Origin of the sequence: Novosphingobium olei, from assembly GCF_037076535.1 — a bacterium.
Lineage (GTDB): Bacteria > Pseudomonadota > Alphaproteobacteria > Sphingomonadales > Sphingomonadaceae > Novosphingobium > Novosphingobium olei.
In genome coordinates this window covers 1780975-1806731 of record NZ_AP029021.1, presented here as the reverse complement: position 1 = coordinate 1806731, position 25757 = coordinate 1780975, and the positions used below count along the sequence as shown (strand labels likewise).

Here is a 25757-nt window from a genome sequence, read left to right as displayed (position 1 = left end):
ACGAGCTTGCACAACGGATTTGACTTGCCACGCTCCCTGCGGTGCTATGGTCGCGATGAGATCCTTCAGACTTTCCACGCTCGCCCCTGTTGCCCTTGCGGTGTCGCTCTGCGCCAATGGGGCCCAGGCAAAGGCACCGCCGCGCCTGCAGGATCGCTTGCTCACGCTCGACACCCACCTCGACACGCCGGCATCCCTGGAAATACCGGGCTGGTCCATCGTCGCCGAACACAAAGGCGATTACACGCAGGTCGATCTGCCGCGCATGAAACGCGGTGGCCTGGATGGCGGTTTCTGGGCGATCTACACCCCACAAGGGCCCCTTGATCCTGTTTCGACCGCGAAGGCGCGGGATTTTGCCTTTCACCGCGCCGTGCAGATCCACGAGATGGTTGCCGCCCATCCCGAAGCCTTTGCGTTGGCGGACAAGGCCGACGATGCCGCCCGCATCAAGGCTGCGGGCCGGCGGGTCGTCTACCTCTCGATCGAGAACGCCTGGCCACTGGGCGATGATCCCGGCCTGCTGCAGACGTTCTACCGCCTCGGCGTGCGGATTTCCGGCTTCGCACACTTTCGCACCAACCAGTATGCTGACAGTGCAACCGACAAGCCGAAGTGGGATGGTCTGAGCCCGCTTGGCGTGCAGCTGCTGGCCGAGATGAATCGTCTGGGCGTTGTCCCCGACCTGTCGCACAGCTCCGATGCCGCGCTCGCCGATGCGCTGCGGCTGTCGAAGTCCCCCATCATCCTGTCGCATTCGGGCTGTCGCGCGATCTACGACCACCCGCGCAACGTGTCGGACGACCAGTTGCGCGCGCTCGCTGCACAAGGCGGCGTCATCCAGATCAACTCGGTGTACCTCCGAAAGGCCGAGCCCAATCCCGAACGCGAAGCGGCGATGAAGGCGCTCGAGGCGAAATATCCCGAGGGCAGGGCGCTTCCGGCCGAACAGTATGCCGCTTTCCTCGCCGAGCGGCGTGCCATCGACAAGGCCTATCCCGAACGCGGCCGCGCCACATTTGGCCTGTTCATGGCCAACATGCTTCACGCGCTGAAGCTCATCGGTCCTGACCATGTCGGTATCGGCGCGGACTGGGATGGCGGTGGTGGTGTGGAGGGGATGGAGGACGTTGCTGACCTGCCCAAGGTTACCGCTGCCCTGCTGGCCGCCGGCTACAGCGAAGCCGACATCGCCAAGATCTGGTCGGGCAATGTCCTGCGCGTGCTTGCCGCTGCCGAAGCGGAAGCCGCACGCGAATCCGCCGCGGCCACGTCATCCTGATTCAGGAGCCGGCACCCTTCCTCGCCGATGCGATCAGCGTGTCCCAGGTTGCCCACGGGATTGCGCGGCCGGGATAGGCTACCCTGCGGAATGGCCAGTCCTTGGCGATCCACTCCGACACCCAGTCCTGCAGTTTGGCATCGAACCCTGCGTCGTACTCTGCCTTCGTCACCCAAAGCTGCACCAACGCATCGTAGCCGGGCACGGGGCTGGGATAGACGTAGACGCAGCCCCGCTCGCGCTTCCCGTCCGGCGTCAACACCGAATAGGCAAACGACGTGCGGGCGCTGAACCGGGCCTGCTCCGTCTCCATGTCCTTCAACGCATCAGCATCGGATATGCCGGCGGTCGGCCAATCGTTACTACGGGTGAAGGTGCGCTGGAGGTGTTCGATCGAGGACATGTAGGCGTCGAAATCGATCTTCACCAAGGCGGGCCCAAGCGGCACAAGGACAAATCCCGGGCCTTCGATCCTGGCAGGTGGGGCAAAGTCTGCGGGCACGAACTGCGGGGCTGGCGAACCGGCCTTGGCCGACGGCTCTTGCGCTGCTGCGGGAAGAGCGCCAGCCAGGGCCAGCATCAACCCTGCGGCGGCAAGCGGTATTCTCATCCGGTCGGTCCCCGAAAGCCTTGTGCAGGGAAGGTGTCGGGCGCGGACGCTTTCCGCAATACGCCGTTCTGCGCCTATCCGATGCGGATTTCGGGCTTGAGCGCCATGAAGTTGGCAAGTGCCCGCAAGTCGCGCTCGGTGCCATCATTCACCAGCGCTGCGATTTCATCGCTGACGGTAAGGATTAGCCTGTCCCCTTCTGCGTGCAGCGAACTTCCGGTCAGGCCTTGCGCAGTGCAGCCGCTGAACCGGCGGCACAGCCGGGTTGCGAGGCCCCAGGCGACGGCTTCTCGCAGCTGTTCTTCCGAAGCGATCCGCAGCAGGTCCTGCGGCAATTCGGTCTTGCCAGTGTTGGCGACGAGCGCGGCGGCAAGCATCGCCCGGTCGCGCGCATTCGCGCCGATCCAGCGCTTGCGCAGTGCCCAGTCCCGGGCGAGGTCCGGGCGCAGGTTGGGTTCTACCATGGCGGAGGCAAGGCAAAGCATGATTGCCGAAAGCCGGAGGCGCTCGCGGCGCTCCGCCCCGTCGGACAGCGACGCACTGGCCGTCCATCCCGCAACCATCGTCGCCGTTCCAGGCGAGATTCCTTCGTCGCGCACGAAATCAGCAACACCCGCCACCAACGGATCCTGCGAGCGGACATGGGCCGGCATGGCTTCCCACAGCAACCCTTCGCGAAGCCCCCAGGCGGAAAAGACCAGGCGGGAGGGTTGCAGGGTCTTTACCAGCACGCTGATCAACGCGGCCGCATCAGGAAGGCCCGCAAGGCGCGAAGCTGAGACATTGGCGATCGGCGCCAGGTTTTCCGGACTGACGCGGGCGAGGGGACGCGCAAGCTTGTCCGCCGCGGCTGCATCGATGGCAAAACCATGTGGATCGTCGATCGGCCAGCCTGCATGGTCCATGGCGTATCGGGCGAAGGCCCGCAGCGACCCACCCACTAGGTAGAGCGTCGAACCGGGCTCGACTTGCCAGTCGGCCTTGGTGAGCGCCTTGGCAACCTTGCGCGCGAATGCCACTTCACCTTCCGCCCGCAACGCCGGCAGACGCAGCGTGCCCAGCGGCATGGAGATGCCGTGCCGACATTGCCCGTTTTCGATGTCGACCAGTTCCAGGCTGCCGCCGCCAAGATCGCCGACCACGCCCTTGGCTTGCGGAAACGCGCCGATCACACCGTGTGCGCTGGTAACCGCCTCTTCCTCACCCGAAAGAAGGCGGGGGGCAAAGCCCATGGCCTCCACCGCCGCCAGAAACTCCTGTCCGTTCGCCGCATCGCGCACGGCGGCCGTTGCCACGACTTCGATCTGTTCCACGCCCTTCAGGCGAAGCAGCGCGCGATACCTGCGCAGCGATGCGAGCGCCGCGTTTCGCGCCTTTTCCGACAGCAGACCCGTTTCAGCAACCGCCTTGCCGAGCCGCGCCGTGACCTTTTCGTTGTGCAGGACCGCAGGCGCACGCGCCGGTCCCCCGTAGATCACGAGGCGCACGGTGTTGGAGCCGATATCGATGGTCGCGCGTGGCGGGACGACGATGGGCTTCTTGCGATTGGTGGCCATGATCCTCGTGCGCCGGGCTAATCGTGCTTTGCCGTAGCGCCCCCCCGGCGCAACGCAAGCTTCGGTACCTTTCGCCCTTTGGTAAGCGCAGCGCCTCGCCCGGAAAGCGAGGGGTTGGTCATGAAATAGCGGTGGACATTGAACGGCTTGGTCACATCGCCGATCCGGTGATAATTCCCGTCGGCCTCAAGCCGCCAGCTTTGCTCGGTATCGATCAGGTTTGCCAGCATCACCTGATCCAGAACCTGATCATGCACTGTCCGGTTCCGCACCGGCACCATGACTTCGACGCGGCGGTCGAGATTGCGCATCATGCCGTCGGCCGAGGTGAGAAACACCCGGGCGCGCCGATTGGGCAGGGCGGCGCCGTTGCCGAACGCCCATATGCGGCTGTGTTCGAGGAACCGGCCGATGATCGACTTCACGGTGATCCGCTCGGACAGCCCGGGCACGCCGGGGCGAAGGCAGCAGATTCCGCGCACGACCAGCGCGATCTCGACCCCCGCAGAACTGGCCTCATAAAGCCGGTTGATGAGCTGGCTGTCGGTCAGCGAATTCAGCTTCGCCCATATGGCGCCGGCCTTGCCCGCCTTGGCGAAGGCGATCTCGCGGTCGATGCATTCGTAAAGCTTGCGCCGCAGGCCGACGGGCGAAATTGCCAGCATCTCCGTTCCGCGCGGCTCGATGTAGCCGGTAATGAAATTGAACAGTTGCCCCGCATCGCGGCCAAAGCGCGGATCGGCGGTGAAGAAGGACAGGTCTGTGTACACCCGCGCGGTCACCGGGTGATAGTTGCCGGTGCCGAAGTGGCAGTACGTGCGGTATCCATCGCCCTCGCGGCGCACCACCATCGAAACCTTCGCGTGAGTCTTCCAGTCGACGAAGCCGTAGATTACCTGCACGCCTGCGCGTTCCAGCTGGCTGGCCCACATCAGGTTCTGTTCTTCGTCGAACCTTGCCTTGAGCTCCACCACGGCGGTCACCGACTTGCCCGCCTCGGCAGCCGCGATCAGCGCGGCGATGACGGCAGACTGCTTGCCGGCGCGATACAGCGTCTGCTTGATTGCCACGACGTCAGGATCGGATGCGGCCTGCCTGAGGAAATCGATCACCACGTCGAAGCTTTCGAACGGGTGATGGATCACGATGTCCTTTTCGCGAATGGCAGCGAAGCAGTCGCCGTCATGCTCGAGAATCCGCTCGGGATAGCGCGGTGAATATGGCTCGAACTTGAGGTCGGGCCGTTCCTCTTCGACGATCGCGGCAAGGCCGGTCATCGAAACGAGACCGGGCGACTTCAGGACCAGCGCGTGGTCGAGCCGCAGCTTCTCGCGAAGCAGTTCCTCCGCGCCGGGATCGAAGTCGGCCTGCAATTGAAGCAGGATGACCTTGCCGCGACGGCGACGCTGGATCGCCGTGCGGAAATGGCGAACAAGGTCCTCTGCGTCTTCCTCGATTTCCATGTCGCTGTCGCGCAGCACGCGGAAGACGCCGCTCCCGTTGATCTTGAATCCGGGGAACAGCCGCGCAGCCTTTCGGCGGATCATGTCCTCGATCGCGATCCACGCGCCTTCCTTGCCTGGCAGGCGGACGAACCGGGGGAAGGCGGGCGGGATCACGATCATTTCGCGCACTTGCGCGCCGTCAGCCGCGCGGGTGAGCGAAAACAGGATGCCGGTCCCCTGGTTCGCGATGAACGGAAACGGGTGCGCCGGGTCGATCGCCTGCGGGGTCAGAGCAGGCAGCATGTGCTGTTCGAAGTACTGCGCCAGCCATTCGGCCTCGTGCTTTTCAAGGCGGCGATCGTTGATCAGGCGGACGCCGGCCTTCTCGAGCTGCCGCGAAAGCGACGCCAGGATCGCGTGCTGCTCGTGGACGAGATCGGAAACCGCGCCGTTGATCGCCTGCAGCTGTTGTCCCGGCGTCAACCCGTCGATCGAGATCTCCTCGATCTGCTGGCGGACCTGCCCGGCAAGACCGGCCACGCGCACCATCATGAATTCGTCCAGGTTGCTGCCGGAAATCGACAGGAAGCGCAGACGCTCCAGCAGTGGGTAGCTCTTGTTCTGGGCTTCGGCGAGCACGCGGCGGTTGAACTGGAGCCAGCTCAGCTCTCGGTTGAAGAAGCGTTCGATTGGAGGCTTCACCTCTGCAGCAGCGTCAGTTTCGGCGCCACTTGGCGATCGCATCGGTTCGGTTTCCACTTTCATGGTCATGGCAATGGTCATTGTGCCACGGCCATGGTGTCACTGTGTTACATTAAGATTGCATTCCATCCGAGTGCAACCTTGGCGACACCGGATCCCGCAGCCGTCGGATGGCGCAATACTCTGTGCGGCATCTCTACTCATTTGGTCGACAATATGGCGCGCTTGGGCGCAGGGCCATTATCTACTGATCAGGTTGAGTTAAGCTTCGGGCACCGCGCTGAGGACCCCGATTCGGTCAACCTTTCAACGCAGCAGAGGAGCTTACGCGGCGTATCGCCGCTCCTTCTGCAACTGCGCCGGAAAGGTAGGCTTTAGAGGGCAACAGAACTCCTATAATGTCTACTTTGTAGATTGAGTTTAGTCCGACGGCGCCAACAGGGGAGTACGCACCATGAATCGCCGCACGTTTGTTTCGGCTACCCTCGCTCTCGGTCTGATCGGGCCGGTGCTCGCAGGATGTTCGAGCAAGCCGACGAATCCCAACGCGGTCGAGCTGACCAACGTCTCGTACGACCCCACGCGCGAACTCTACCAGGCGATCAACCCGGCCTTCGCCGCTTATTGGAAGCAGAAGACCGGCAAGGACGTGAGCTTCCGCATGAGCCACGGCGGCTCGGGCAAGCAGAGCCGCGCGATCATCGATGGTCTCGAAGCCGACGTGGCAACGCTGGCGCTCGCCTACGACATCGATGCGATTGCCACGAAGGGCAAGCTGCTGCCGGCTGACTGGCAAAAGGCGCTGCCCGACAATTCGTCGCCCTACACCTCCACCATCGTGCTGCTCGTCCGCCAGGGTAATCCCAAGGGCATCAAGGACTGGTCGGACCTGGTGAAGCCCGGCGTACAGGTCATCACGCCCAATCCGAAGACCAGCGGCGGTGCGCGCTGGAATTTCCTTGCCGCCTGGGCCTATGGCAAGAAGGCTGGCGGCGGTTCGGATGCCGCAGCGGAAGCCTTCGTCAAGAAGCTTTACGCCAACGTGCCGGTGCTCGATAGCGGCGCGCGTGGCGCGACCACCACCTTCGTTGAACGCGGCATCGGTGACGTGCTGATCTCGTGGGAAAACGAGGCATTCCTCGCCGAGAAGGAACTGGGCAAGGGCAAGTTCCAGATCGTGGCGCCGTCGCTCTCGATCCTGGCCGAACCGCCCGTGGCAGTCGTCACCGAGAATGCGAAGAAGCACGGCACGACCGAAGTTGCCGATGCCTACCTGCGCTACCTCTACACGCCCGAAGCGCAGACGGCGATCGCCCACGCTTTCTACCGCCCGCGTGATCCCAAGATCGCCGAGCAGTTTAAGTCGCAGTTCCCGCAAATCCCGATGGTCACGGTCGACAAGGATTTCGGCGGCTGGACCAAGGCGCAGAAGCAGTTCTTCGACGATGGCGGCGTGTTCGACCGCATCTACACCGGCAAGAAATAACACTCCTTTCCCTGATCGAGCAGGCCACTGCAGATGTCGACGCAATATCCTTCGCCGAAGGCGCGCGCCCGTAGCTGGCGCAAGCCGTCGGTCCTGCCGGGGTTCGCCCTGACATTCGGGACCACGATCGGTTGGCTCACGCTGATCGTCCTGATCCCGATCGCCACCATCTTCCTGAAAGCGGCCGGTCTCGGGTGGCAGCAGTTCATTGAGGTGGGCTTCAGCAGCCGCGCGCTTGCCGCCTATCGGCTGAGCTTCGGCACGGCCGCTGCAGCTGGCCTCGTGAACGCGGTGTTCGGCCTGCTCGTCGCCTGGGTGCTCGTGCGCTATGCCTTTCCCGGCAAGCAGATCGTGTCCGCACTCGTTGACCTGCCGTTCGCCTTGCCGACGGCAGTCGCGGGCATCGCCCTGACCGCGCTCTACAGCCCGAATGGGTGGATCGGCCAGGTTCTCGAACCGCTGGGGATCAAGGTGGCCTTCACGCCGCTTGGTATCACCATCGCCCTGGTGTTCATCGGTCTGCCTTTCGTGGTGCGCTCGGTGGAGCCGGTGCTTGCCGATCTCGGTCGCGATGTGGAGGAAGCCGCCGCGACCCTTGGCGCCAACCGCTCGCAGACCTTCAGCCGCGTGATCTTCCCGGCCATTGCGCCGGCCCTGTTGACCGGCTTTGCCATGGCCTTCGCTCGCGGGGTCGGCGAATACGGGTCGGTGATCTTCATCTCGGGCAACATGCCCGGCAGGACCGAGATTGCCCCGCTGCTGATCGTCACCCAGCTTGAACAATATGCCTACGCCGGCGCGACTGCGATAGCGGTGGTGATGATGCTGGTCTCGTTCGGCATCCTCCTTGCCATCAACGCGCTGCAAGCGGCCGGGCGTCGGAGGATGGGCGCATGAAGCTGCGAACCGTCACCGAAGGGAAAGGCACCCAGATTGTCCTGATCGCCATCGCGCTCGCTTTCCTTGCCTTCTTTGTGCTGTTGCCGCTGATTTCCGTGTTTAGCGAGGCTCTGAAGGCCGGGATCGGCGGGTTCGTGGCTGCCATCGAGACTCCCGATGCGCTCTCGGCCATCAAGCTGACCCTGCTGATCGCGGCGATCAGTGTGCCGCTCAATGTCGTCTTCGGCATCGCGGCGAGCTGGGCGATCACCAAGTACAGCTTCCCTGGCAAGAGCCTGCTGATCACGCTGATCGACCTGCCGTTCTCGGTCTCGCCGGTCGTGTCGGGCCTCATCTTCGTGCTGCTGTTCGGCGCGAACGGCCTGTTCGGGGGCTGGCTGGCGGCGCACGATCTCAAGATCATCTTTGCGGTCCCCGGGATCGTGCTTGCGACGGTGTTCATCACCTTTCCCTTCGTAGCCCGTGAACTGATCCCGCTGATGATGGAGCAGGGCAAGGACGACGAGGAAGCCGCGCTTTCCCTGGGCGCGAATGGCTGGCAGACGTTCTGGCACGTCACGCTGCCCAACATCCGCTGGGGCCTGCTCTATGGCGTGCTGCTCTGCAACGCGCGCGCCATGGGCGAATTCGGCGCGGTCTCGGTCGTCTCGGGCCACATTCGTGGCGAGACCAACACCATGCCGCTGCATGTCGAGATCCTCTACAACGAATACGACTTTGTCGGAGCCTTCGCCGTTGCTTCGCTGCTGGCCGGCCTCGCGCTGGTCACGCTCGTCGCGAAGAGCGTGCTTGAGTGGCGCTTCGACCTCCATTCGGGAGCAAGGCATTGATCAAGGTTCAGAACATCACCAAGCGGTTTGGTGATTTCCCGGCGCTCCACGGCATCGACCTGGAGATCCAGGATGGCGAATTCGTTGCCCTGCTCGGGCCCTCCGGCTCGGGCAAGACCACGCTGCTGCGCATCATCGCGGGCCTGGAATTCCAGGACACGGGTGAGGTGTTCTTCAACGGGAACGACGTTTCCCGGCTGAAGGTGGCAGATCGCCAGGTCGGGTTCGTGTTCCAGCAATATGCGCTGTTCCGCCACATGACCGTGGCCGAGAATGTGGCCTTCGGACTTACCGTCAAGAAGCGCCGCGAGCGGCCGTCGAAGGCAGTCATCCGGGAACGAGCGGACGAACTGCTCCGCCTTGTCCAGCTTGAAGGCCTTGGCAAGCGCTACCCCGGGCAGCTTTCCGGTGGCCAGCGCCAGCGTGTCGCGCTCGCTCGTGCGCTCGCCATCGAGCCCAAGCTGCTGCTGCTGGACGAACCGTTCGGCGCGCTCGATGCCAAGGTCCGCAAGGACCTGCGACGCTGGCTGCGCGATCTGCACAAGCAGATGGGCCTTACCTCGATCTTCGTGACGCACGATCAGGAAGAAGCGCTCGAACTCGCCGATCGCGTCGTGGTCATGGATCACGGCAGGATCGAGCAGGTCGGCACGCCCGAGGAAATCTACATGAACCCGCAAACGCCGTTCGTTTCGCACTTCGTGGGCGAAACGAACCGCGTCGCGGGCGAGGGCGGTGAAGTCCACTTCCGCCCGCATGATGTCGACGTGGTCGAAGAGGGCGGCGAACTCGTCCTTGTCGACAATGTCTTCCGCAAGGGTGGCGCATGGCGCGTCGAAGGCATGCTGGTCGAAACCGACCTGCTTGTCGAATTCGACGTGGATGCCGCCCTTCCGCAACCCGCCGCCGGGGATCGCCTGCGCATCGTTCCGCGCCGATCCCGCCTGTTCAACCCCGCCTGATTTCGAGAAGGAGCACAGCCATGACAACTCCACCCGCTGCGCCCCGCAACGATGCCGAGCGCCACCTGGAAGAATCGATCGCCAGCGTGCGCGAAGCTCTTGCCGGCCTGCGTTACGGCAATGTTTCGCTGACCATTCACGAAGGCCGCGTCGTCCAGATCGACGTGACCGAGAAGAAGCGTCTCAAGCCGAACTAAAACTCAAGAAAAACAAAGACCCATTCAAGCGTTCCCGACTGCCAACCGGACCACTGGAGGCATCGTGACCCTGACCTAAAGGATCACCTCAAGATGTCTCGTGTAACCCTGCTTGCGGGTGCCGCGCCGCTTGCGCTGCTCGCGCTTTCCGCTCCCGCCTTCGCCGCCGACGCGGCGGCCGCTACCGCCGCCGATGAAGCGACCGCTCCTGCCGCTGAACGCACGTCTGTGGGCACCGGCCAGTCCGACGTGGACGACATCGTCGTCACGGCCCGCCGCCGTCAGGAAACGGCGCAGGATGTCCCGCTCGCCATCTCGGTCGTCGGTGGCGATCACATCGATTCCACCGGCAGCTTCAACGTCGGCCGGCTTCAGCAGCTGACGCCGACGCTGCAGTTCTACAGCTCGAACCCGCGCAACACCTCGGTCAACATCCGTGGTCTAGGCGCTCCGCTCGGTCTGACCAACGATGGCATCGAGCAGGGTGTCGGCATCTATGTCGACGACGTCTACATGGCGCGCGTGGCATCGAGCACGTTTGACTTCCTCGACGTGAAGCAGATCGAAGTGCTGCGTGGGCCGCAGGGCACGCTCTACGGCAAGAACACCACCGCCGGAGCGATCAACATCACCACTCGCCAACCGACGTTCACGCCCGAAGGCCGCGCCGAAATCAGCGTCGGCAATCTCGGCTTCATGCAGGCCAAGGCCGCCCTGTCCGGGCCGCTGACCGACACGCTGGCGGCTCGCATCGCGGTTTCCTCGACCCGTCGCGACGGTACGATCCTGAATGTCGCCACCGGGCAGAAGGTCAACGAACAAGACAACCTTGGTATCCGCGCACAGCTGCTGTTCCAGCCCAGCGATGGCGTTGCCTTCACCCTTGCAGGCGATTTCAGTAAGCAGAACCCCCGCTGCTGCGTGCAGATCTACGCCCGCACGGGTTCGACCCAGCGTGCGCTCAACCGGCAGTACGCGGCGCTTGCCGCATCGCTGGGTTACAGCGTGCCGAGCACCAATGCGTTCGATCGCCTGACCGATGTCGATGTGCCGCTGCAGGCCAAGAACAAGATCGGCGGCGTGTCGCTGCGCGGCAAGATCGATACCGGGATCGGCACGATCACCTCGATCACCGCATGGCGCTTCTGGGACTGGAACCCGTCGAACGATCGCGACTTCCTCGGGCTTCCGATCACCACGAAGTCGAACAACCCGTCCAAGCAGAACCAGTACACGCAGGAACTGCGCCTTTCGGGTGAAACTGGCCGCCTGGGCTACGTCCTTGGTGCATTCGGCTTCTACCAGACGATCCGCACCAGCGGCGTGCAGCAGCAGGGCGCTGCAGCGTCCAAGTGGCTCATCCGTCCGTCGGATGCCCTGTCGAAGGACCCGTCGGTGCTCAACGGCCTGACCGCAACCAACGACATCAGCCTCAAGAACACCAGCGCAGCCGTGTTCGGCCAGCTGACCTTCAAGGTTACCGATGCCTTCAAGATCCAGCCCGGCTTCCGCGTCAATTATGACAAGAAGGTGGGTGACTACAATTCGGTGGTGACCAACGGCGCGGGCCAGTTGGTCGTGTTCAAGACCGCCGCGCAAGGTGGAAACACTGCGCGCGAGAAGGCCCAGCTTGCAGTGCTCGCGCCGCAGCAGTTCAATGTGCGCTTCTCCGACTGGAACTTCTCGTACGACGCCACCGCATCCTACGATGTGGCGCGCGACATTCATGCCTATGCGACCTACGCACACACGTTCAAGTCGGGCGGCGTCAATCTGAACGGTGTTCCTGCCGATACTGCGGGCGTGCCGATCCTCAGCCTGGCGACGGTGAAGCCCGAAACGGTCAACCACTACGAAGCGGGCATCAAGACCCAGTTCTGGGATCGCAAGGCCACCTTCAACGTCTCGATCTTCCGCACCGAAATCGAAAACTACCAGGCCCAGGTGTCCAACTACACCGTGGGCGCGCTGCGCGGCTATCTCGCCAATGCCGACAAGGTGCGCACGCAGGGCGTGGAATTCGACTTCTCGGCCCGCCCGAGCGAGCGGTTCAACGTCTACGGCAACGGTGCCTATACCGATGCCACGTACCGCAAGTTCACCAACGCGCCGTGCCCGCCTGAGCTTTCGGGCGGTACGCAGAACGTTGATGCCAATGGCAACCTGATCGGTACGCCGGGAGCAGCGGGAACACCGGGCGCGATCAGTCCGCTGTCGTGCGACATTTCGGGCCAACGGCTGCCGGGCGTGTCGAAGTGGTCGTTCTCGTATGGCGCGGAGGCGAACGTTCCGGCAAAGCTGTTCGGCACCGACGGACAGGCCTACCTCGGCTTTGACGGAAACTACCGCTCGTCGTTCTCGTCCAACCCGTCGCCCTCGGCCTACACCTGGATCGATGGCTATGCCCTGTCGAACTTCCGTCTGGGGTATCGCACGGACAACGGGTTCGACATCTATGGCTGGGTTCGCAACGCGTTTGACGTGAACTACTACGAACAGCTTGCCGTCGCATCGGGCAGCACTGGCCTGATCGTCGGCCAGCCGGGTGACCCCCGCACCTGGGGCGTAACCTTCAAGGCCAGCTTCTGATCTGAGGCTGATATGGATTGCCCGCCGGTTCGGGGAGTCCGGCCTCTTCGGGCCGGCGGCAATCACCAGATTGAATATTGTATACCCTTGGCCTCGTCCCGGACGCCTCATAGCAAAGGTCGGGCAGGGTTGGGGGGGCGCATGGCAAATCTGAAGTCTTGGCTGGTGGCAGCGGTGGTCGCGTGGGCGCTTCCCGCGCCCGCTATGGCAAACTGGCTAGAGGCTTCGAGCGCGCATTTCGTGGTCTATACAGACGACAACGAAAAGAACGTGCGCGCCTTTTCGGACCAGCTTGAACGCTATCACGCGGCGATTGCCCTGCTGACGTCGAGCGAGGCGATCATTCCCAGTCCGTCCAACCGGGTGACCGTCTATGTCGTCCGGACAGAGGGCGAGGTGCGCAAGCTCTATGGCGAGGGCAACAAGTATCTCGGCGGCTTTTATCTGCCCCGTGCCGGTGGCTCGATCGCCATCGTTCCAAGGGTGAAAGCCGCCAATGGCGATCTGGAATGGTCGATGATCGCCCTGCTGCATGAATACGCCCACCACGTGTCGATCTCATCGTCGATGATGAGCATGCCGCGCTGGTACACCGAAGGCAGCGCCGAGTTTTCTGCATCTGCGCGTTTCGACACCGACGGCGCCATGGAGATCGGCCGGCCGGCCATGCATCGCGGCGCAGAGCTCTATCTTGCCAAGGACGTCTCGGCCGAGGATCTGCTCGACCCGGCCGTGTACGAGAAGCATCGCAGCAAGACCTACGACGCCTATTACGGAAAGGCATGGCTGCTTTTCCACTACCTGACCTTTCACAAGCCGCGCGCTGGGCAACTCGACAAGTATGTGAAGCTCATCACCAGCGGCAAACCGCAGCGTGAAGCAGCGCTTGAAGCGTTCGGGGACTTCAAGGTGCTCGAGAAGGAGCTCGAGACTTACCTCACCGGCAACAAGTGGAAGTACATCAAGGTGGGATCGTCAGCCTTGAAGGTCGCTGCGATCCAAGTGCGCCCGCTCAGCGCCGGGCAGGCGGCAATGATGCCGGTGCAGATCCGTTCGCGGCGCGGCGTCAACACGGAGCAGGCAAAGGAATTGCTGGTCGAGGCAAGGGCCGTGGCAGCCAGATATCCGCAGGATCCGGCCGTGCTGGCGGCGCTTGCCGAGGCGGAGCACGATGCGGGCAACGACATTGAAGCGATTGCCGCCGCCGACAAGGCGCTTGCCATCGATCCCGGCCAGACCAACGCCTATGTGCAAAAGGGCTACTCGCTGTTCCGGCTCGCCGAAAGCGCGCCCGATCGCGACGCGGCGTTCCGCAAGGCCGTGGCGCCGTTTGTTGCGCTCAATCGCATCGAGAACGACCACCCGCTGCCGCTTTTCTACTTCTACGAAAGCTTCGCCAAGCGTGGAAGAGATCCCACGGAACTTGCCTACCGCGGGCTTGAGCGGGGATTGAACCTCGCGCCATTCGACGTCTCGTTTCGCATGACGCTGGCGCTTGAACAGATCCGCAGGCATGCCTTGGCAGACGCACGCGCGACGCTGCTGCCGGCCGCTTACGAACCGCACGGTGGTTCGGCAGCGCGTGCCGCACAGCGGCTCGTTGCCAGGATCGATGCCGACCCGAAGTGGGATGGGGCCGGTGTCGATGCGATCATGCATCCGGCCGACGCAGACGACGATTCCTCTGACGATGCGCAGCGGGACGGCGCGGGGGATCACATGTCCAAAGGGCCAGGGCTAGCGGCGCCAGCCGACGACTGACCCTCAGTTGTTGCCTTCGATGAAATCGCCCAGCGAGCCCAGCATCGATCCTTCGCCCCGGTTTTGCCCGCCGCCGCGCGCTGCCGCCGCCATCCGACCGGCGAGCCGGGCAAAGGGAAGCGACTGGATCCACACCTTGCCTGGTCCGGTCAGGCGGGCAAAGAACAACCCTTCACCGCCGAACAGCACGCTCTTCACCCCACCTGCGGTGACAAGGTCGAAGGTGACTGACGGGGTGTAGGCGGCAAGGCAGCCGGTATCGACGTGGAGTTCTTCACCGGGGGCCAAGGTCCGCTCGACGAGCGTCCCGCCCATTTGCACGAAGACCCAGCCATCACCGTCCAGCTTCTGCATGATGAAGCCTTCACCGCCGAACAGGCCGGTCATCACTTTGCGCTGGAAAGCGATTCCAATCGAAACGCCGCGGGCTGCGGCCAGGAAGCTGTCCTTCTGGCAGATCAGCGTTCCGCCCACGTCGGATAGCTTGATCGGCAGGATGCTGCCTGGCGTTGGCGATGCAAAGGCAACCCGGGCCTTGCCTGTCCCGCGATGGGTGAACACCGTGGTGAACAGGCTTTCCCCGGTTACCAGCCGCTTGCCCGCGCCGAGCAGCTTGCCCATGAACGAACCGTCCCCTGCAGAGCTCCCATCGCCGAACACGGTGGTCATGTCGATGCTGGCGTCCTTCCACACGAACGCGCCGGCTTCGGCGACGGCACTTTCGCCCGGGTCCAGCTCGATCTCGACGAACTGGAGTTCCTGCCCCTTGATCTCGAAATCGACATCGTCCGCGACCGACTGGTTTCGCGCGTGTTGCCAAGGACTGTTTGCCATCTCTTCCAAATCCCCATCTGCCGTTGTGACGCAGATAGACATTTTACCGACCTTGCAGAAGTGACGTTCGCCTAGGCCGCACGTCGTTGGTCGATCAGCGCGAAGGCCGACTTTTCATCAAGCGGCACGCCAAGATGGAAGCCTTGGCCGAATTCGCAGCCCATCTCCACCAGCACACGCCCCTGTTCCGGGGATTCGATCCCTTCGGCCACGACGGAAAGGTTGAGGTTGTTGGCAAGGTCGAGGATGGCGCGGATGATGTTGCGGCTTTTGGGATCTTCGATCGAAGCCACGAACGACCGGTCGATCTTGAGCGTGTCGAACGGCAGGTTTTGCAGATAGCTGAGCGAGGAATACCCCGTGCCGAAGTCATCGAGGCTGGTCCTGACCCCCCAGGCGCGAATTTCCTCGAGCACCTGACGCGTCCGGTCTGCATCGATGATCGCGACACCCTCGGTCACTTCAAGCCTCAGGCAATCCGACGGGACTCCGGTTTCGATCAGCACGCGCTGAACCTGCTGCGCAAAGCTTGGCTGCAGGAACTGCTGCGGCGCGATGTTGATCGAAACGAAGGGCAATTCGCAGCCGGGCGTCTTATTTACCATCCGCTTGTGCAGCGAGGCGAGGGCGGTGCACCCTTGCCGCAGGACCCAATCACCGATGAACACGATCAGGCCGCTCTGTTCGGCGGCGTCGATGAACGCACCCGGATCAAGCAGCCCGCGCGTCGGGTGCTGCCAGCGGATCAGCGCTTCATAGCCCATCAGCCGCTGATCTTCGGTCAGCGCGAAGATGGGCTGGTAGAACAGCAGGAACTGCTTGTCGCGGATTGCCTCGCGCAGCTCGCGCTCCAACGCCATGCGGTTGCGCGCTTCGGTGCCGAGGGCATCGGTGAACGTGACAGTATGGCCCGATCCCGACGCCTTCGCCTCGTACATAGCAAGGTCGGCATCGCGGCGGATCTGTTCGACGTCGTCGTATTCCGGGCCGGATAGGGCAATCCCGATCGATGCTCCTGCCGTCACCTGATCGTTGTCGACCTGTGTGGGCGGGCGCAGAACGTCGTGCAACAAGGTTGCCAGTTTTTCCGCTACAGATTCGTCCTTGATCGAATCCAGCAGGATGACGAACTCATCACCGCCCACGCGGGCGAGCGTGGCATGTCCTGCCTGCAAGTGGGATTGCTGGAAGGCGTTGATCGCCGCCTGAAACCGTCCTGTCACGTCGACCAGAAGCGCGTCGCCTGCGTGGTGGCCGTACTTGTCGTTGATCGCCTTGAAGCCGTCGAGATCGATGACCATGATCGCCAGCCGCGCGGTTCCCGTCGACAGGCGCTGGAAGGCCGATCGGCACCGTTCGTCCAGCAGGACCCGGTTGGGCAATCCTGTCATCGCATCGTGCAGCGCATCGTGCAGCAGGGTCGCCCGGGCCCTTTCCCGCTCGATCACGCGGCCGAGCTGCGTTGCCGACTGGGTGATGGTCAGCAGGATCGCATCCTTGTCGATCATCGGCTTGGACGAGAAGAACTCGATCACCGCCACCAGCTCGTCGCCGATGCTGATCGGGAAGGCGCAAGCCGACAGCAGCTTTGCCTCAACGGCTTGCGGCCGCCGGGCAAGCCAGTCCTCGGCGGCTATATCATCAATCCAGTGCGGATGGTGGTCGCGCAGGACGCGTCCTGGCAGACAATCGCCGACCCCCACCCGGATGGCCCGCGAAGCCTCAACGAACGGAAATAGGCGATCCGGCTCGGATGCGAACCAGGTATCGCACGCCGCCGCCACGCGACCATTGTCTGACACACGGATGCCGTTGCCGAACTCCCAACTCATGTGCAGGCAGATTTCCTTGAGCGCCATGTCGAGCACTTCGGCAAAGCTGTTTGACTGGTTGGCAAAGTCGGTGATCCGCTGGAGCAGCGCGAGCCGTACCTGGCTTTCGTAGAGTTCGCGCAGACCTCGCTCGGCGATCGCCTCGGCCTCTAGCCTGGCCTTCCTCTCCTGCTCGAGTTGGCGCTCCAACCTGTCGACAAGGTCGGTACCCCTTGGCTCGGTCTTGCCGGAAAGCGGGATCCTCTCGTACTTCATTGCCAATCCAGCGCCAGACGGCAAAGGGCATCGCCCTTGCTGGTGCAGGCGAGATGTTCGACATCGATCACGTCACCGAAAAAGGCAGCCGTGCCCAGGACGAAGCCGTGAGCAAGGTGACAGAGCTGCCGGGGCGATTGGTAAGCCATCGCCAGTCGACCATCCGCAAGATCGTGGAAATGGAAGTGTGGACAAGCAGCGCCTGCGTAGAGCTTGCGGACTTCGAGGTGGATCACATCGTTCACGCTTGTGATGAACGAGCGACTGCCGCGGTGATTTGCGAAAAGCGTGGGGTAGCGTTCCGCTAATCGGGGAATGGCGCCTTGGCCAAACCATCGCAACACGTCGGGAACGGGCAGGGCAAGGCCCGCGGCGGCATGATCGACGATGGCATACAGTTCCTCGTCGGGATAGGAACCGAGCGACGAATAAGTCCCGCGCGCGCCCGCAAGGTCCATGATGTCGACCCAGGCAGCGACACCATGTTCCGCGACAATCGCCTCTTCCAGCAAATTGAAGATGACGCCTTTCATTCCGCCCCACGCTGACTTCTGTCGCGCAGGGTTCTGCCTTCAAATGCTGGGAAAGCGATGAAGACCGTCCCCCGGTTCGCCCACCGGGGACGGATCAGGAACGATTAACCATCCCATCAATGCCACGGAAAAAGAACTGGGCGTATTCGCGTGCCCATTCCGCTCTTCCGTTCAGTCCTTCGGCACCCTCGCTTGCGGCAAGGCGCGCATGGCCAAGCAGACCTTCCAGCCAGAAGCGCGCGGCCAGATCGACATTCGGCACAGAAGCGCGGCCAGCTTCGTTCAACTCGGCAAATTCCTGGGCGATGGATTGCAAGGCGCTGCGGTAGACTTCGCCGCGAGCGTTCCCGGCGCCAGCTTCCAGATCGACCCAGTCGATCAGGCGCTCCAGCAACATTCCGTCGGGCGAGAAGAGGACTTCAAGCACGCGTTGCGCACGGAAGGTGAAAGCCTCGACCGGCTCCATTGCGCTGCTTTCAGCCATGATCTGGGTTCGCTGCCGCTCCACCCGCCAGGTAAGCAGTGCGCGCATCAAGTCGGTCTTGCCGGCAAAACGCGAATAGATTGTCGCCTTGCCTATGCGGGCATGGCGGGCCACCCGATCGAACGTGAAGTTCTCGAACCCGTGCGCAAGCAGTACCTGCCAGCTCGCCTCCAGGATGCGATCAAACAACAACCTGGCTTCGGCAACGGAAGGCCGGCCCCTCCGGGGGTTCAGGCAATCATTGCCGCAATCGCCATGGGTGCCGTCCAGTACGGCGGGCTCATCAGTGGCGGACAGTGACGCTTTGTTGGAGGAAGACTTCGACGTCATGCTGACGCATGTCGATATGACAGGGCGAAGCTGCTGCCTTTGTCTCGTCCTCGCATACAATCCGGTACACCGGGCAGCTCATGGTAAGCCCATCGGTGTAAGCCTTCAACAAGCGACGACCCATGTCCGAAAACCAGTCCATCTCTCTTCCCGTTCATTCGCCTTTGCGGCGTTCTGAGTGGAAATGAGACTGCTACGGAAATGATCCGCTGAAAAGATAGAACAACGAGACGCTGAAGGTTCATTTTCGCTCCCTGCGGCAACGACACTGGCGCGTTTTCAGCCGCTGGTCCAGCCCAGTCCGAGCGACTTTTCTACCGCTATGAAGCTGTTTGTCAGATCGCCCCGTGCAGTCGCCGCGCCAAGTGCGCTCTGCAGCGCCGTGCGCTCGGCTGACAGCGCATCGCTGCGCCCAACCGTACCAGCGCTGAAACGCTGGCCCTGCAACGTCGCGGCGCGTTCGGCCTGCTGCTGCGCGATCACGCTCTGGGCATAGGCGGTGCGCTGCCCCCCGAACCGCGTGAGCGAGCCTTCGGCATCCTGCAGGCCGCGCAGCACCGCAGCGCGATAGTTGGCTTCCGCTTCGGCATAGGCGCCCTTGGCATTGCGAATCTGCGCTTCGGTGCGGCCACCGTCGAACAGGCTCCACTTCAGCTGCGGCAGGGCTAGGCCGATAACCTTCGACGGATCGAGCACGTCGCCGATGTTCTGGCCACCAAGACCGATGAGGCCGAGGATCGAGAGCTTCGGGAAACGGTTGGCGATCTGCACGCCGACATCGGCATTCGCTGCGGCAAGCTTGCGCTCGGCGGCGCGGATATCGGGCCGGCTGCGCAGAAGCAGCGAGGGATCGCCGATTGCCACTTCGGCCGGGGGGAGGGGGATCGGGGCGGCGGTGGCGAGCTGTGCGTCGAGCGAGCCGGGCTCACGCCCCGTCAGGACGGCCAGCTGATCAATCAGGACGGTCGTTTCTGCCCGCGCCTTGGCACGGTCAGCTTCGGTCTGTGCCCTTTGTGCGCGCAACTGGTCGAGCGGCTGCTCTGGCGCGGTCCCGCTGCTCAGCCGTTGTCCCGCCAGCGAAACCAGCGCATCGTCGATTTGCGCCTGCCGGTCGAGCACGATCAGCGCCTGCTGCCGCGTGCGCAAGCCGACATACGTCCGCGCGACTTCGGCCGAGAGGGTAACCTGCGCATCGGCGAGGCTGGCTTCGGCAGCCTGCGCCCGCGCAGAAGCAGCCTCGATCTTGCGCCGGGTGCCGCCAAACAGGTCGATCTCCCACGAAGCGTCGAAGCCGACGTTATACACCGTGAAAGAATCGCGCCCGCCCGACTGGCCATCGCTGCTAAGCAGGCCGCCCGGTACGTTGACGTAAGGCGTGGCGGCCGAAACGTTGAAAGTCGGCAGAACGGCGGTCTTGTTGGCGGCAAGGCCTGCACGAGCCTGCGCTATCCGCGCATTGGCAACGGCGATATCGGGCGAGCCGGCAAGGGCATCCGCGATCAGCTGGTCGAGAACCGGATCGTTGAGCGCGGTCCACCATGTTGCGGCCGGGGCGTCTGGGCGCCCGGCATCGCCCGCCCGGACGAAGCTGCCGCGGGCCGCGGCATTTGCGGCGACTTGCGGCGGGCCCTTGTAGTCAGGCCCCACCGTGCAGGCCGAAAGCAGCAGCCCCGCGCAAAGGACAGGGGCAATCGAAAGAAGTGTCGTGCGTCGCATCAGTGCATCGCCATTTTGAAGCGGCCCTTGGGAAGCGGCCGGAGAAGAAAGACAAGCGGCAGAACCACCGCAATCGCCACCACGAGCGCGATGAATTCGTCGCTGAAGGCCATGACGAGCGCCTGCTGCAGCACCGTGCCGTCGATCGATCGGATCGCGGTGGCGAGGCCTTCGGGGCCGCCACCCGCGCTCATCGCCTGGCTGCTGACCCAATCCTGGACCGAGGGGTCGTTGCTGCCAAGCGACGCGTTGAGCGTCCAGTGGTGGAAGTCGAGCCGGCGTTCCTGCAGCGTTGCCAGCAGCGCAAGGCTGATCGACCCGCCGAGGTTGCGGGCGGCGTTGAACAACCCCGACGCATCACCCGCATCGTCCGCATCCACGCTGGCAAGCGCAGCCTGGTTCAGGAACAGCATGCACAGCGCCTGTCCCAGCCCGCGCATCAGCTGCGAGACGACGAAGTCCGACCCGTCGGACGTCAGGGTCAAGGTCGTGTCGAGGTAGCACGACGTCGCCATGATCAGCATGCCCATGCCCACCGCGACGCGCAGGTCGATCCGGGTGATCAGCAGGGGGAACAGCGGCATCATCATCGCGGCGGGAATGCCGGACAGGAACACGATCTGCCCGGATTGCAGCGCGTTGTAGCCAGCCACAGCGGCAAGGAACTGCGGGATCACGTAGCTTGTGCCGTAAAGCACCGCACCGATCAGCAGGCCGAGCACGAAGACCGAGGCAAAGGCCCGGTTGCGCAGCAGCGCAAGTTTGACCACCGGCCGCCTGGCGGTCAGCTGGCCAACGCCGATCAGGATGAAGCCCACGACCGTCACCGCCGTCAGCTGCCAGATCAGGGTCGACTGGAACCACTGCTCGCGATTGCCTTCCTCCAGCACCACGGTCAGCCCGCCGAGCCCCAGCGCCATCCCGGCAATGCCGAGCCAGTCCGCGCTCCACAGCTCATCGAGCCGCGCCTTGGCCCCTTTCAGGCCGACCAGCAGGAACACCATCAGGATGATGCAGATCGGTACGTTGATGAAGAAGGCATAGTGCCAGGACAGGTTTTCGGTCAGCCAGCCACCGGCAAGCGGCCCAAGCACAGGTCCCAGAATCAGCGTCGAGCCGAACATCGCCGTTCCCACCGGTTGCTGGTGGCGCGGCAGGCGCGTGGCGATGATCGTCATGCCGGTCGGGATCATCGCGCCGCCGGTGAAGCCTTGGCCGACGCGACCGATGATCATCTGCGTCAGCGAGGTAGACAGACCGCACAGGATCGAGAACGCGGTAAACAGCAGCGCGGCGATCAGCAGGAAGCGGCGCAGGCCGAAGACCCGCTCCAGCCATCCGGTCAGTGGGATGATCACGATCTCGGCAACGAGGTACGACGTGGCGATCCACGTTCCCTCGGTAGACGAAGCGCCGATTTCGCCCTGGATGGTCGGAAGCGATGAATTGACGATCGAGATGTCGAGCGTCGCCATCAGCGCGCCGATCGCGCCGGCAAACACCGCCAGCCATGCCGACAGATCGGCCTTCTGCGATTGCGCCGGGGAGGGGCGCGGCGCGCTGCCGGCCGGCACCGCGTCAGCGGGAAGGGCGGCGCTGCTCACTTCGGTGCCTGCACCCGATCCTGCTCTTGCTGGATCGCGTTGATCGCGCCCTTGGCGGCGGTGGTGTCGACTTCGACGTGGAGCGAAAGTCCGGGGACCAGGACCTTGCGGGATTCAGGGCCGGCGTTGATGCGGATGCGCACGGGCACGCGCTGGACGATCTTGGTGAAGTTGCCAGTCGCGTTCTGCGGCGGGATCAGCGAGAAGTTCGCGCCGGTGCCGGGCGTGATGCTTTCCACCTGGCCGTGGAATTCCACGTCGGGCAGCGCATCGACCTTGATCTTGACCGGCTGGCCGGGGCGCATCAGGCCGATCTGCGTTTCCTTGAAGTTTGCCTCGACATAGATCTTGTCGGTTGGGACGATCGTCAGCAGCCGCTGGCCGGGCTGGACGTACTGCCCGATGCGCACGCCGGAAGAGGCAACCTTGCCATTGATCGGCGCGATGATACGCGTGGTGGCAAGATCGTTGCGCGCGGCCTGTTGCTGGGCCCGTGCGGCTTCGATCTGCGCGGCGGTCTGGCCCACCTGTGCCTGCGTCGTGGCAACCTTGGCCCGGGCAGCCTGCAGCGCCGATTGCTGCGCGCGCACCTGCGCCGCGGCCTTGTCGCGGTTCGACACCAATTGGTCGAGCGCCTGCTTCGGCTCGGCCCCACTCGCGGCGAGTGGGCGGTAACGGGCGACTTCGCCGTTCAGGTAGGCAAGATCGCGCTGCGCGGCGGCAAGCGCGGCTGCGGCCTGCGCCACACCGGCCTGCGCCTCGCCGATCCCGGCACGCGTCGCCGCTTCGCTCGCCCGCGCGACCTCGACTTGGGCGGCGGCCTGTTCGAGCTTGGTCGAATAGTCGGTCGGATCGACCTGGATCAGCAGGTTGCCCGCGGTCACCGCCTGGTTGTCCGTCACGTTCACGCTGCGGACGTAACCCGCAAGCTTGGAACTGACCGCCACACCGTCTGCCTTGACATAGGCATCTTCGGTTTCCTGGAAGTACCGGCCGTACGTGCGGTATTCGAAATAGGAATAGCCGCCGTAGAGTATGCCCACGGCGAGGACGCCCAGCGCGATACGCCCGATCAGGCGTCGCTTGCCAAGATTGGGAGCGGCCGCCGTGGGCTCGTCGGCAGGGGCCGGGCTGGATGTGGAGGGGGTGGCAGTGGGCTCGTCCATCGTGGGATCCTGTAATGAAACGAGATCGTTTCGTTTATTCTGGGGCGCAGTTGGGCCGTCGCGCAACTGGTTTCAAGTGCAAAGACCGCAACTCGGATGACGGAAACGCAAGCGTCTGCGCGCGCTGCGTCGGCCGGAGTAACATTTGATGCACCGACTGGTTCCGGCAGCTTGATCGCCTTTTTCGATCAATTTAGCCGGAATTGATCATTGGAAATTGAAACATCGAGGCGCTAGCTCAACCCTCGTACCGGCGCTCTTTCGTGTGCCGCCCCGTTTCATAACCTGCGACTGCAAAGGAAATCGCATGTCTCTGCTGAGCACCCCGATCAAGCCCTTCGCCAACACGGCTTACAAGGAAGGCAAGTTCGTCGACATCACCGAGGCCGATATCGCCGGCAAGTGGGCGGTGTTCTTCTTCTACCCGGCCGACTTCACTTTCGTGTGCCCGACCGAGCTGGAAGACCTCCAGGACAATTATGCCGAACTCCAGGAACTCGGCGTGGAAGTGTTCGGCGTGTCGACCGACACCCACTTCAGCCACAAGGCCTGGGCCGACAGCTCGCCGGCTATCGGCAAGATTACTTACTACCTCGTCGGTGACCAGAACCACACGCTGACCAACGCGTTCGACAACCTGCGCCCCGGCGTCGGCCTTGCCGATCGCGGTACCTTCGTGGTCGATCCCGATGGTGTGATCCAGCTGATCGAAATCACCCCGGAAGGCGTGGGCCGCAACGCCGCCGAGCTGGTCCGCAAGATCAAGGCCGCGAAGTACTGGCGCGAACACCCCGGCCAGGTCTGCCCGGCGAAGTGGGAAGAGGGCGCCGAAACGCTCGCCCCGTCGATCGACCTCGTCGGCAAGATCTGACCCTGACGTTTCGGGAGAGATCCCGATACCTGCCGGGCGGCCCGTTACAAAGTCGGCCGCCCGGCCACTACCGAAACGATGTTCCCCAAATGTTTCCCCGGGGAAACATTCTGCTCTCGACAACAGACAAGCCACCTTCGCGCCCGGCATACTCGCCGTGGCGGTTGCTGCGTGCTGCCTGAAGGAACCCTGACAATGCCCATGCTCGATGCCGCCACCACCGCCCAGCTGAAGGCCTACCTCGGCAATCTGCGCCGGCCGATCGAGCTGGTCGCATCGCTCGATGAAAGCCCCAAGTCCGCCGAAACGCGCGCGCTGGTCGAAGAAATCGCGGCGCAGTCGGACAAGGTCTCGGCCCGCTTTGATGGAACCGACGCCCGTCGCCCCAGCTTCGCCATCCGCGCCGATGAAGGCCGCGCCGAAGCTGTCTTCGCCGGCCTGCCGATGGGACATGAATTCACCTCGCTGATCCTCGCGCTGCTTCATGTCGGCGGGCACCCGCCCAAGGAAGACGCCGAACTGCTCGATGCGGTGCGCGCGCTCGACGTGCCGCTGCACTTCGAAACATTCTTCTCGCTGACCTGCCAGAACTGCCCCGACGTGGTGCAGGCGCTCAACATCATGGCGGCGCTCAATCCTAACGTTACACACACCGCGATCGATGGGGCGCTGTTCCAGGACGAGGTTGAACGGCGCAAGGTCATGGCCGTGCCGATGGTCTTCCTCAATGGCGAGATCTTCGGTCAGGGCCGCATGGACCTCGCGCAGATCATGGCCAAGGTGGATACCGATGCGGTCGCCCGCGCGGCCGAAAAGATCAAGGCCAAGGAGCCGTTCGACGTGCTCGTCGTCGGTGGCGGCCCAGCCGGCGCGGCCGCGGCAATCTATGCCGCGCGCAAGGGCATCCGCACCGGCGTCGTCGCCGAACGCTTCGGCGGGCAGGTGCTCGATACCCTTGGCATCGAGAATTTCATCTCGGTCCAGCACACCGAGGGCCCCAAGCTTGCCGCCCAGCTGGAAAGCCACGTCAAGGAATATGACGTCGACGTGATGAACCTGCAGAAGGCCAGCGCGCTCAAGCCTGCGAACGGCGATGGCTATGCCACCATCGAACTGGAAAGCGGCGCCAGCCTGAAGGCCAAGACGATCATCCTGTCGACCGGCGCCCGCTGGCGCCAGATGGGCGTGCCGGGTGAAGAAGAGTATCGGAACCGTGGGGTCGCCTATTGCCCGCATTGCGATGGTCCGCTGTTCAAGGGCAAGCGCACGGCGGTGATCGGCGGCGGCAATTCGGGCGTGGAGGCGGCAATCGACCTCGCCGGGATCGTCGCGCACGTCACCCTGATCGAATTCGACAGCGTGTTGCGCGCCGACGCGGTGCTGCAGGACAAGCTGCGCTCGCTGCCCAACGTCACAATCATCACCTCGGCACTCACCACCGAAGTGATCGGCGATGGCGACAAGGTCACGGGCCTGCGCTATCGCAACCGGAACACCGAGGAGGAGCACGAGGTGACGCTGGAAGGCATCTTCGTGCAGATCGGCCTTGTTCCCAACACCGAATGGCTTGATGGCACACTTGCTCTGAGCAACCGGGGTGAAATCGAAATCGACGCGCGGGGCGAGACCAGCCTTGCGGGTGTATTCGCGGCCGGGGATGCGACAACCGTGCCCTACAAGCAGATCGTCATTGCGATGGGCGAGGGCAGCAAGGCAGCGCTTTCCGCGTTCGATTACCTGATCCGACACTGAGGCGCGATTGCACCGCGATCGTTGATGCGTCGACCGCCAAGGCCGCTCCGGGGCGAACCC

20 protein-coding genes are annotated in these 25757 nt (G+C 63.6%); 10 read left to right on the top strand and 10 right to left on the bottom strand.

Going from position 1 to position 25757, the window contains the following annotated elements:
• The first annotated feature begins 55 nt into the window (after window positions 1-55).
• On the top strand, window positions 56-1282 hold the full coding sequence (locus tag AACH40_RS08530; protein ID WP_338645609.1) for a dipeptidase: 1227 nt from the start codon (window positions 56-58) through the stop codon (window positions 1280-1282).
• 1 nt (window position 1283) lies between these two features.
• Here AACH40_RS08530 and AACH40_RS08525 read toward each other — a convergent pair whose 3' ends face one another.
• From AACH40_RS08525 to AACH40_RS08515, 3 genes are all read right to left on the bottom strand, one after another.
• A complete protein-coding gene (locus tag AACH40_RS08525; RefSeq protein WP_338645607.1) occupies window positions 1284-1892 on the bottom strand; it encodes a twin-arginine translocation pathway signal protein in 609 nt (202 codons plus the stop codon).
• Between the two features lie 74 nt (window positions 1893-1966).
• Window positions 1967-3448: a Ppx/GppA family phosphatase gene (locus AACH40_RS08520; RefSeq protein WP_338645605.1), complete on the bottom strand. Its 1482-nt coding sequence runs from the start codon at window positions 3446-3448 to the stop codon at window positions 1967-1969.
• 17 nt (window positions 3449-3465) lie between these two features.
• Complete coding sequence (locus tag AACH40_RS08515) at window positions 3466-5637, bottom strand: RNA degradosome polyphosphate kinase (protein ID WP_206069554.1); 2172 nt, start codon at window positions 5635-5637, stop codon at window positions 3466-3468.
• Between the two features lie 412 nt (window positions 5638-6049).
• Here AACH40_RS08515 and AACH40_RS08510 point away from each other — a divergent pair, with 412 nt between their 5' ends.
• From AACH40_RS08510 to AACH40_RS08480, 7 genes are all read left to right on the top strand, one after another.
• On the top strand, window positions 6050-7081 hold the full coding sequence (locus tag AACH40_RS08510; protein WP_169493361.1) for a sulfate ABC transporter substrate-binding protein: 1032 nt from the start codon (window positions 6050-6052) through the stop codon (window positions 7079-7081).
• A 33-nt stretch (window positions 7082-7114) separates the two neighbouring features.
• Window positions 7115-7978, top strand: coding sequence for a sulfate ABC transporter permease subunit CysT (gene cysT / locus AACH40_RS08505; protein ID WP_338645602.1), 864 nt, complete (start codon window positions 7115-7117; stop codon window positions 7976-7978).
• Window positions 7975-8811, top strand: a complete 837-nt coding sequence (gene cysW / locus AACH40_RS08500) for a sulfate ABC transporter permease subunit CysW (RefSeq protein ID WP_169493359.1) — start codon at window positions 7975-7977, stop codon at window positions 8809-8811. Before cysT ends, cysW begins: the two co-directional genes overlap by 4 nt.
• Window positions 8808-9773, top strand: coding sequence for a sulfate ABC transporter ATP-binding protein (locus AACH40_RS08495; RefSeq protein WP_338645599.1), 966 nt, complete (start codon window positions 8808-8810; stop codon window positions 9771-9773). The genes cysW and AACH40_RS08495 overlap by 4 nt, the downstream gene beginning before the upstream one ends.
• A gap of 20 nt (window positions 9774-9793) precedes the next feature.
• Window positions 9794-9970: a YezD family protein gene (locus tag AACH40_RS08490; protein WP_169493357.1), complete on the top strand. Its 177-nt coding sequence runs from the start codon at window positions 9794-9796 to the stop codon at window positions 9968-9970.
• Window positions 9971-10063: 93 nt separating this feature from the next.
• Window positions 10064-12559 carry a TonB-dependent receptor gene (locus tag AACH40_RS08485; protein WP_338645596.1) on the top strand — a complete coding sequence of 832 codons (2496 nt, stop codon included), beginning with the start codon at window positions 10064-10066 and terminating at the stop codon, window positions 12557-12559.
• A gap of 12 nt (window positions 12560-12571) precedes the next feature.
• Window positions 12572-14320, top strand: coding sequence for a hypothetical protein (locus AACH40_RS08480; RefSeq protein ID WP_338645594.1), 1749 nt, complete (start codon window positions 12572-12574; stop codon window positions 14318-14320).
• 3 nt (window positions 14321-14323) lie between these two features.
• Here AACH40_RS08480 and AACH40_RS08475 read toward each other — a convergent pair whose 3' ends face one another.
• The 7 genes from AACH40_RS08475 to AACH40_RS08445 form a co-directional block, all read right to left on the bottom strand.
• A complete protein-coding gene (locus AACH40_RS08475) occupies window positions 14324-15154 on the bottom strand; it encodes an AIM24 family protein (RefSeq protein WP_338645592.1) in 831 nt (276 codons plus the stop codon).
• 71 nt (window positions 15155-15225) lie between these two features.
• Window positions 15226-17241, bottom strand: coding sequence for a putative bifunctional diguanylate cyclase/phosphodiesterase (locus tag AACH40_RS08470; RefSeq protein ID WP_338645590.1), 2016 nt, complete (start codon window positions 17239-17241; stop codon window positions 15226-15228).
• Window positions 17238-17774: a heme NO-binding domain-containing protein gene (locus tag AACH40_RS08465; protein WP_338645588.1), complete on the bottom strand. Its 537-nt coding sequence runs from the start codon at window positions 17772-17774 to the stop codon at window positions 17238-17240. Before AACH40_RS08465 ends, AACH40_RS08470 begins: the two co-directional genes overlap by 4 nt.
• A gap of 94 nt (window positions 17775-17868) precedes the next feature.
• A complete protein-coding gene (locus AACH40_RS08460; protein WP_338645586.1) occupies window positions 17869-18588 on the bottom strand; it encodes a TetR/AcrR family transcriptional regulator in 720 nt (239 codons plus the stop codon).
• A 279-nt stretch (window positions 18589-18867) separates the two neighbouring features.
• Window positions 18868-20304: an efflux transporter outer membrane subunit gene (locus AACH40_RS08455; RefSeq protein ID WP_338645584.1), complete on the bottom strand. Its 1437-nt coding sequence runs from the start codon at window positions 20302-20304 to the stop codon at window positions 18868-18870.
• Window positions 20304-21908 carry an MDR family MFS transporter gene (locus tag AACH40_RS08450; RefSeq protein ID WP_169493349.1) on the bottom strand — a complete coding sequence of 535 codons (1605 nt, stop codon included), beginning with the start codon at window positions 21906-21908 and terminating at the stop codon, window positions 20304-20306. The genes AACH40_RS08455 and AACH40_RS08450 overlap by 1 nt, the downstream gene beginning before the upstream one ends.
• Window positions 21905-23074 (bottom strand): HlyD family secretion protein, encoded by a 1170-nt coding sequence (locus AACH40_RS08445; RefSeq protein ID WP_338645582.1) that lies wholly within the window; start codon window positions 23072-23074, stop codon window positions 21905-21907. The genes AACH40_RS08450 and AACH40_RS08445 overlap by 4 nt, the downstream gene beginning before the upstream one ends.
• Window positions 23075-23381: 307 nt before the next feature.
• On the opposite strand from AACH40_RS08445, the gene ahpC reads away from it, so the two are divergent.
• Window positions 23382-23945, top strand: coding sequence for an alkyl hydroperoxide reductase subunit C (gene ahpC / locus AACH40_RS08440; RefSeq protein WP_169493347.1), 564 nt, complete (start codon window positions 23382-23384; stop codon window positions 23943-23945).
• 201 nt (window positions 23946-24146) lie between these two features.
• A complete protein-coding gene (ahpF, locus tag AACH40_RS08435) occupies window positions 24147-25697 on the top strand; it encodes an alkyl hydroperoxide reductase subunit F (protein WP_338645989.1) in 1551 nt (516 codons plus the stop codon).
• The last annotated feature ends 60 nt before the right edge of the window (window positions 25698-25757 follow it).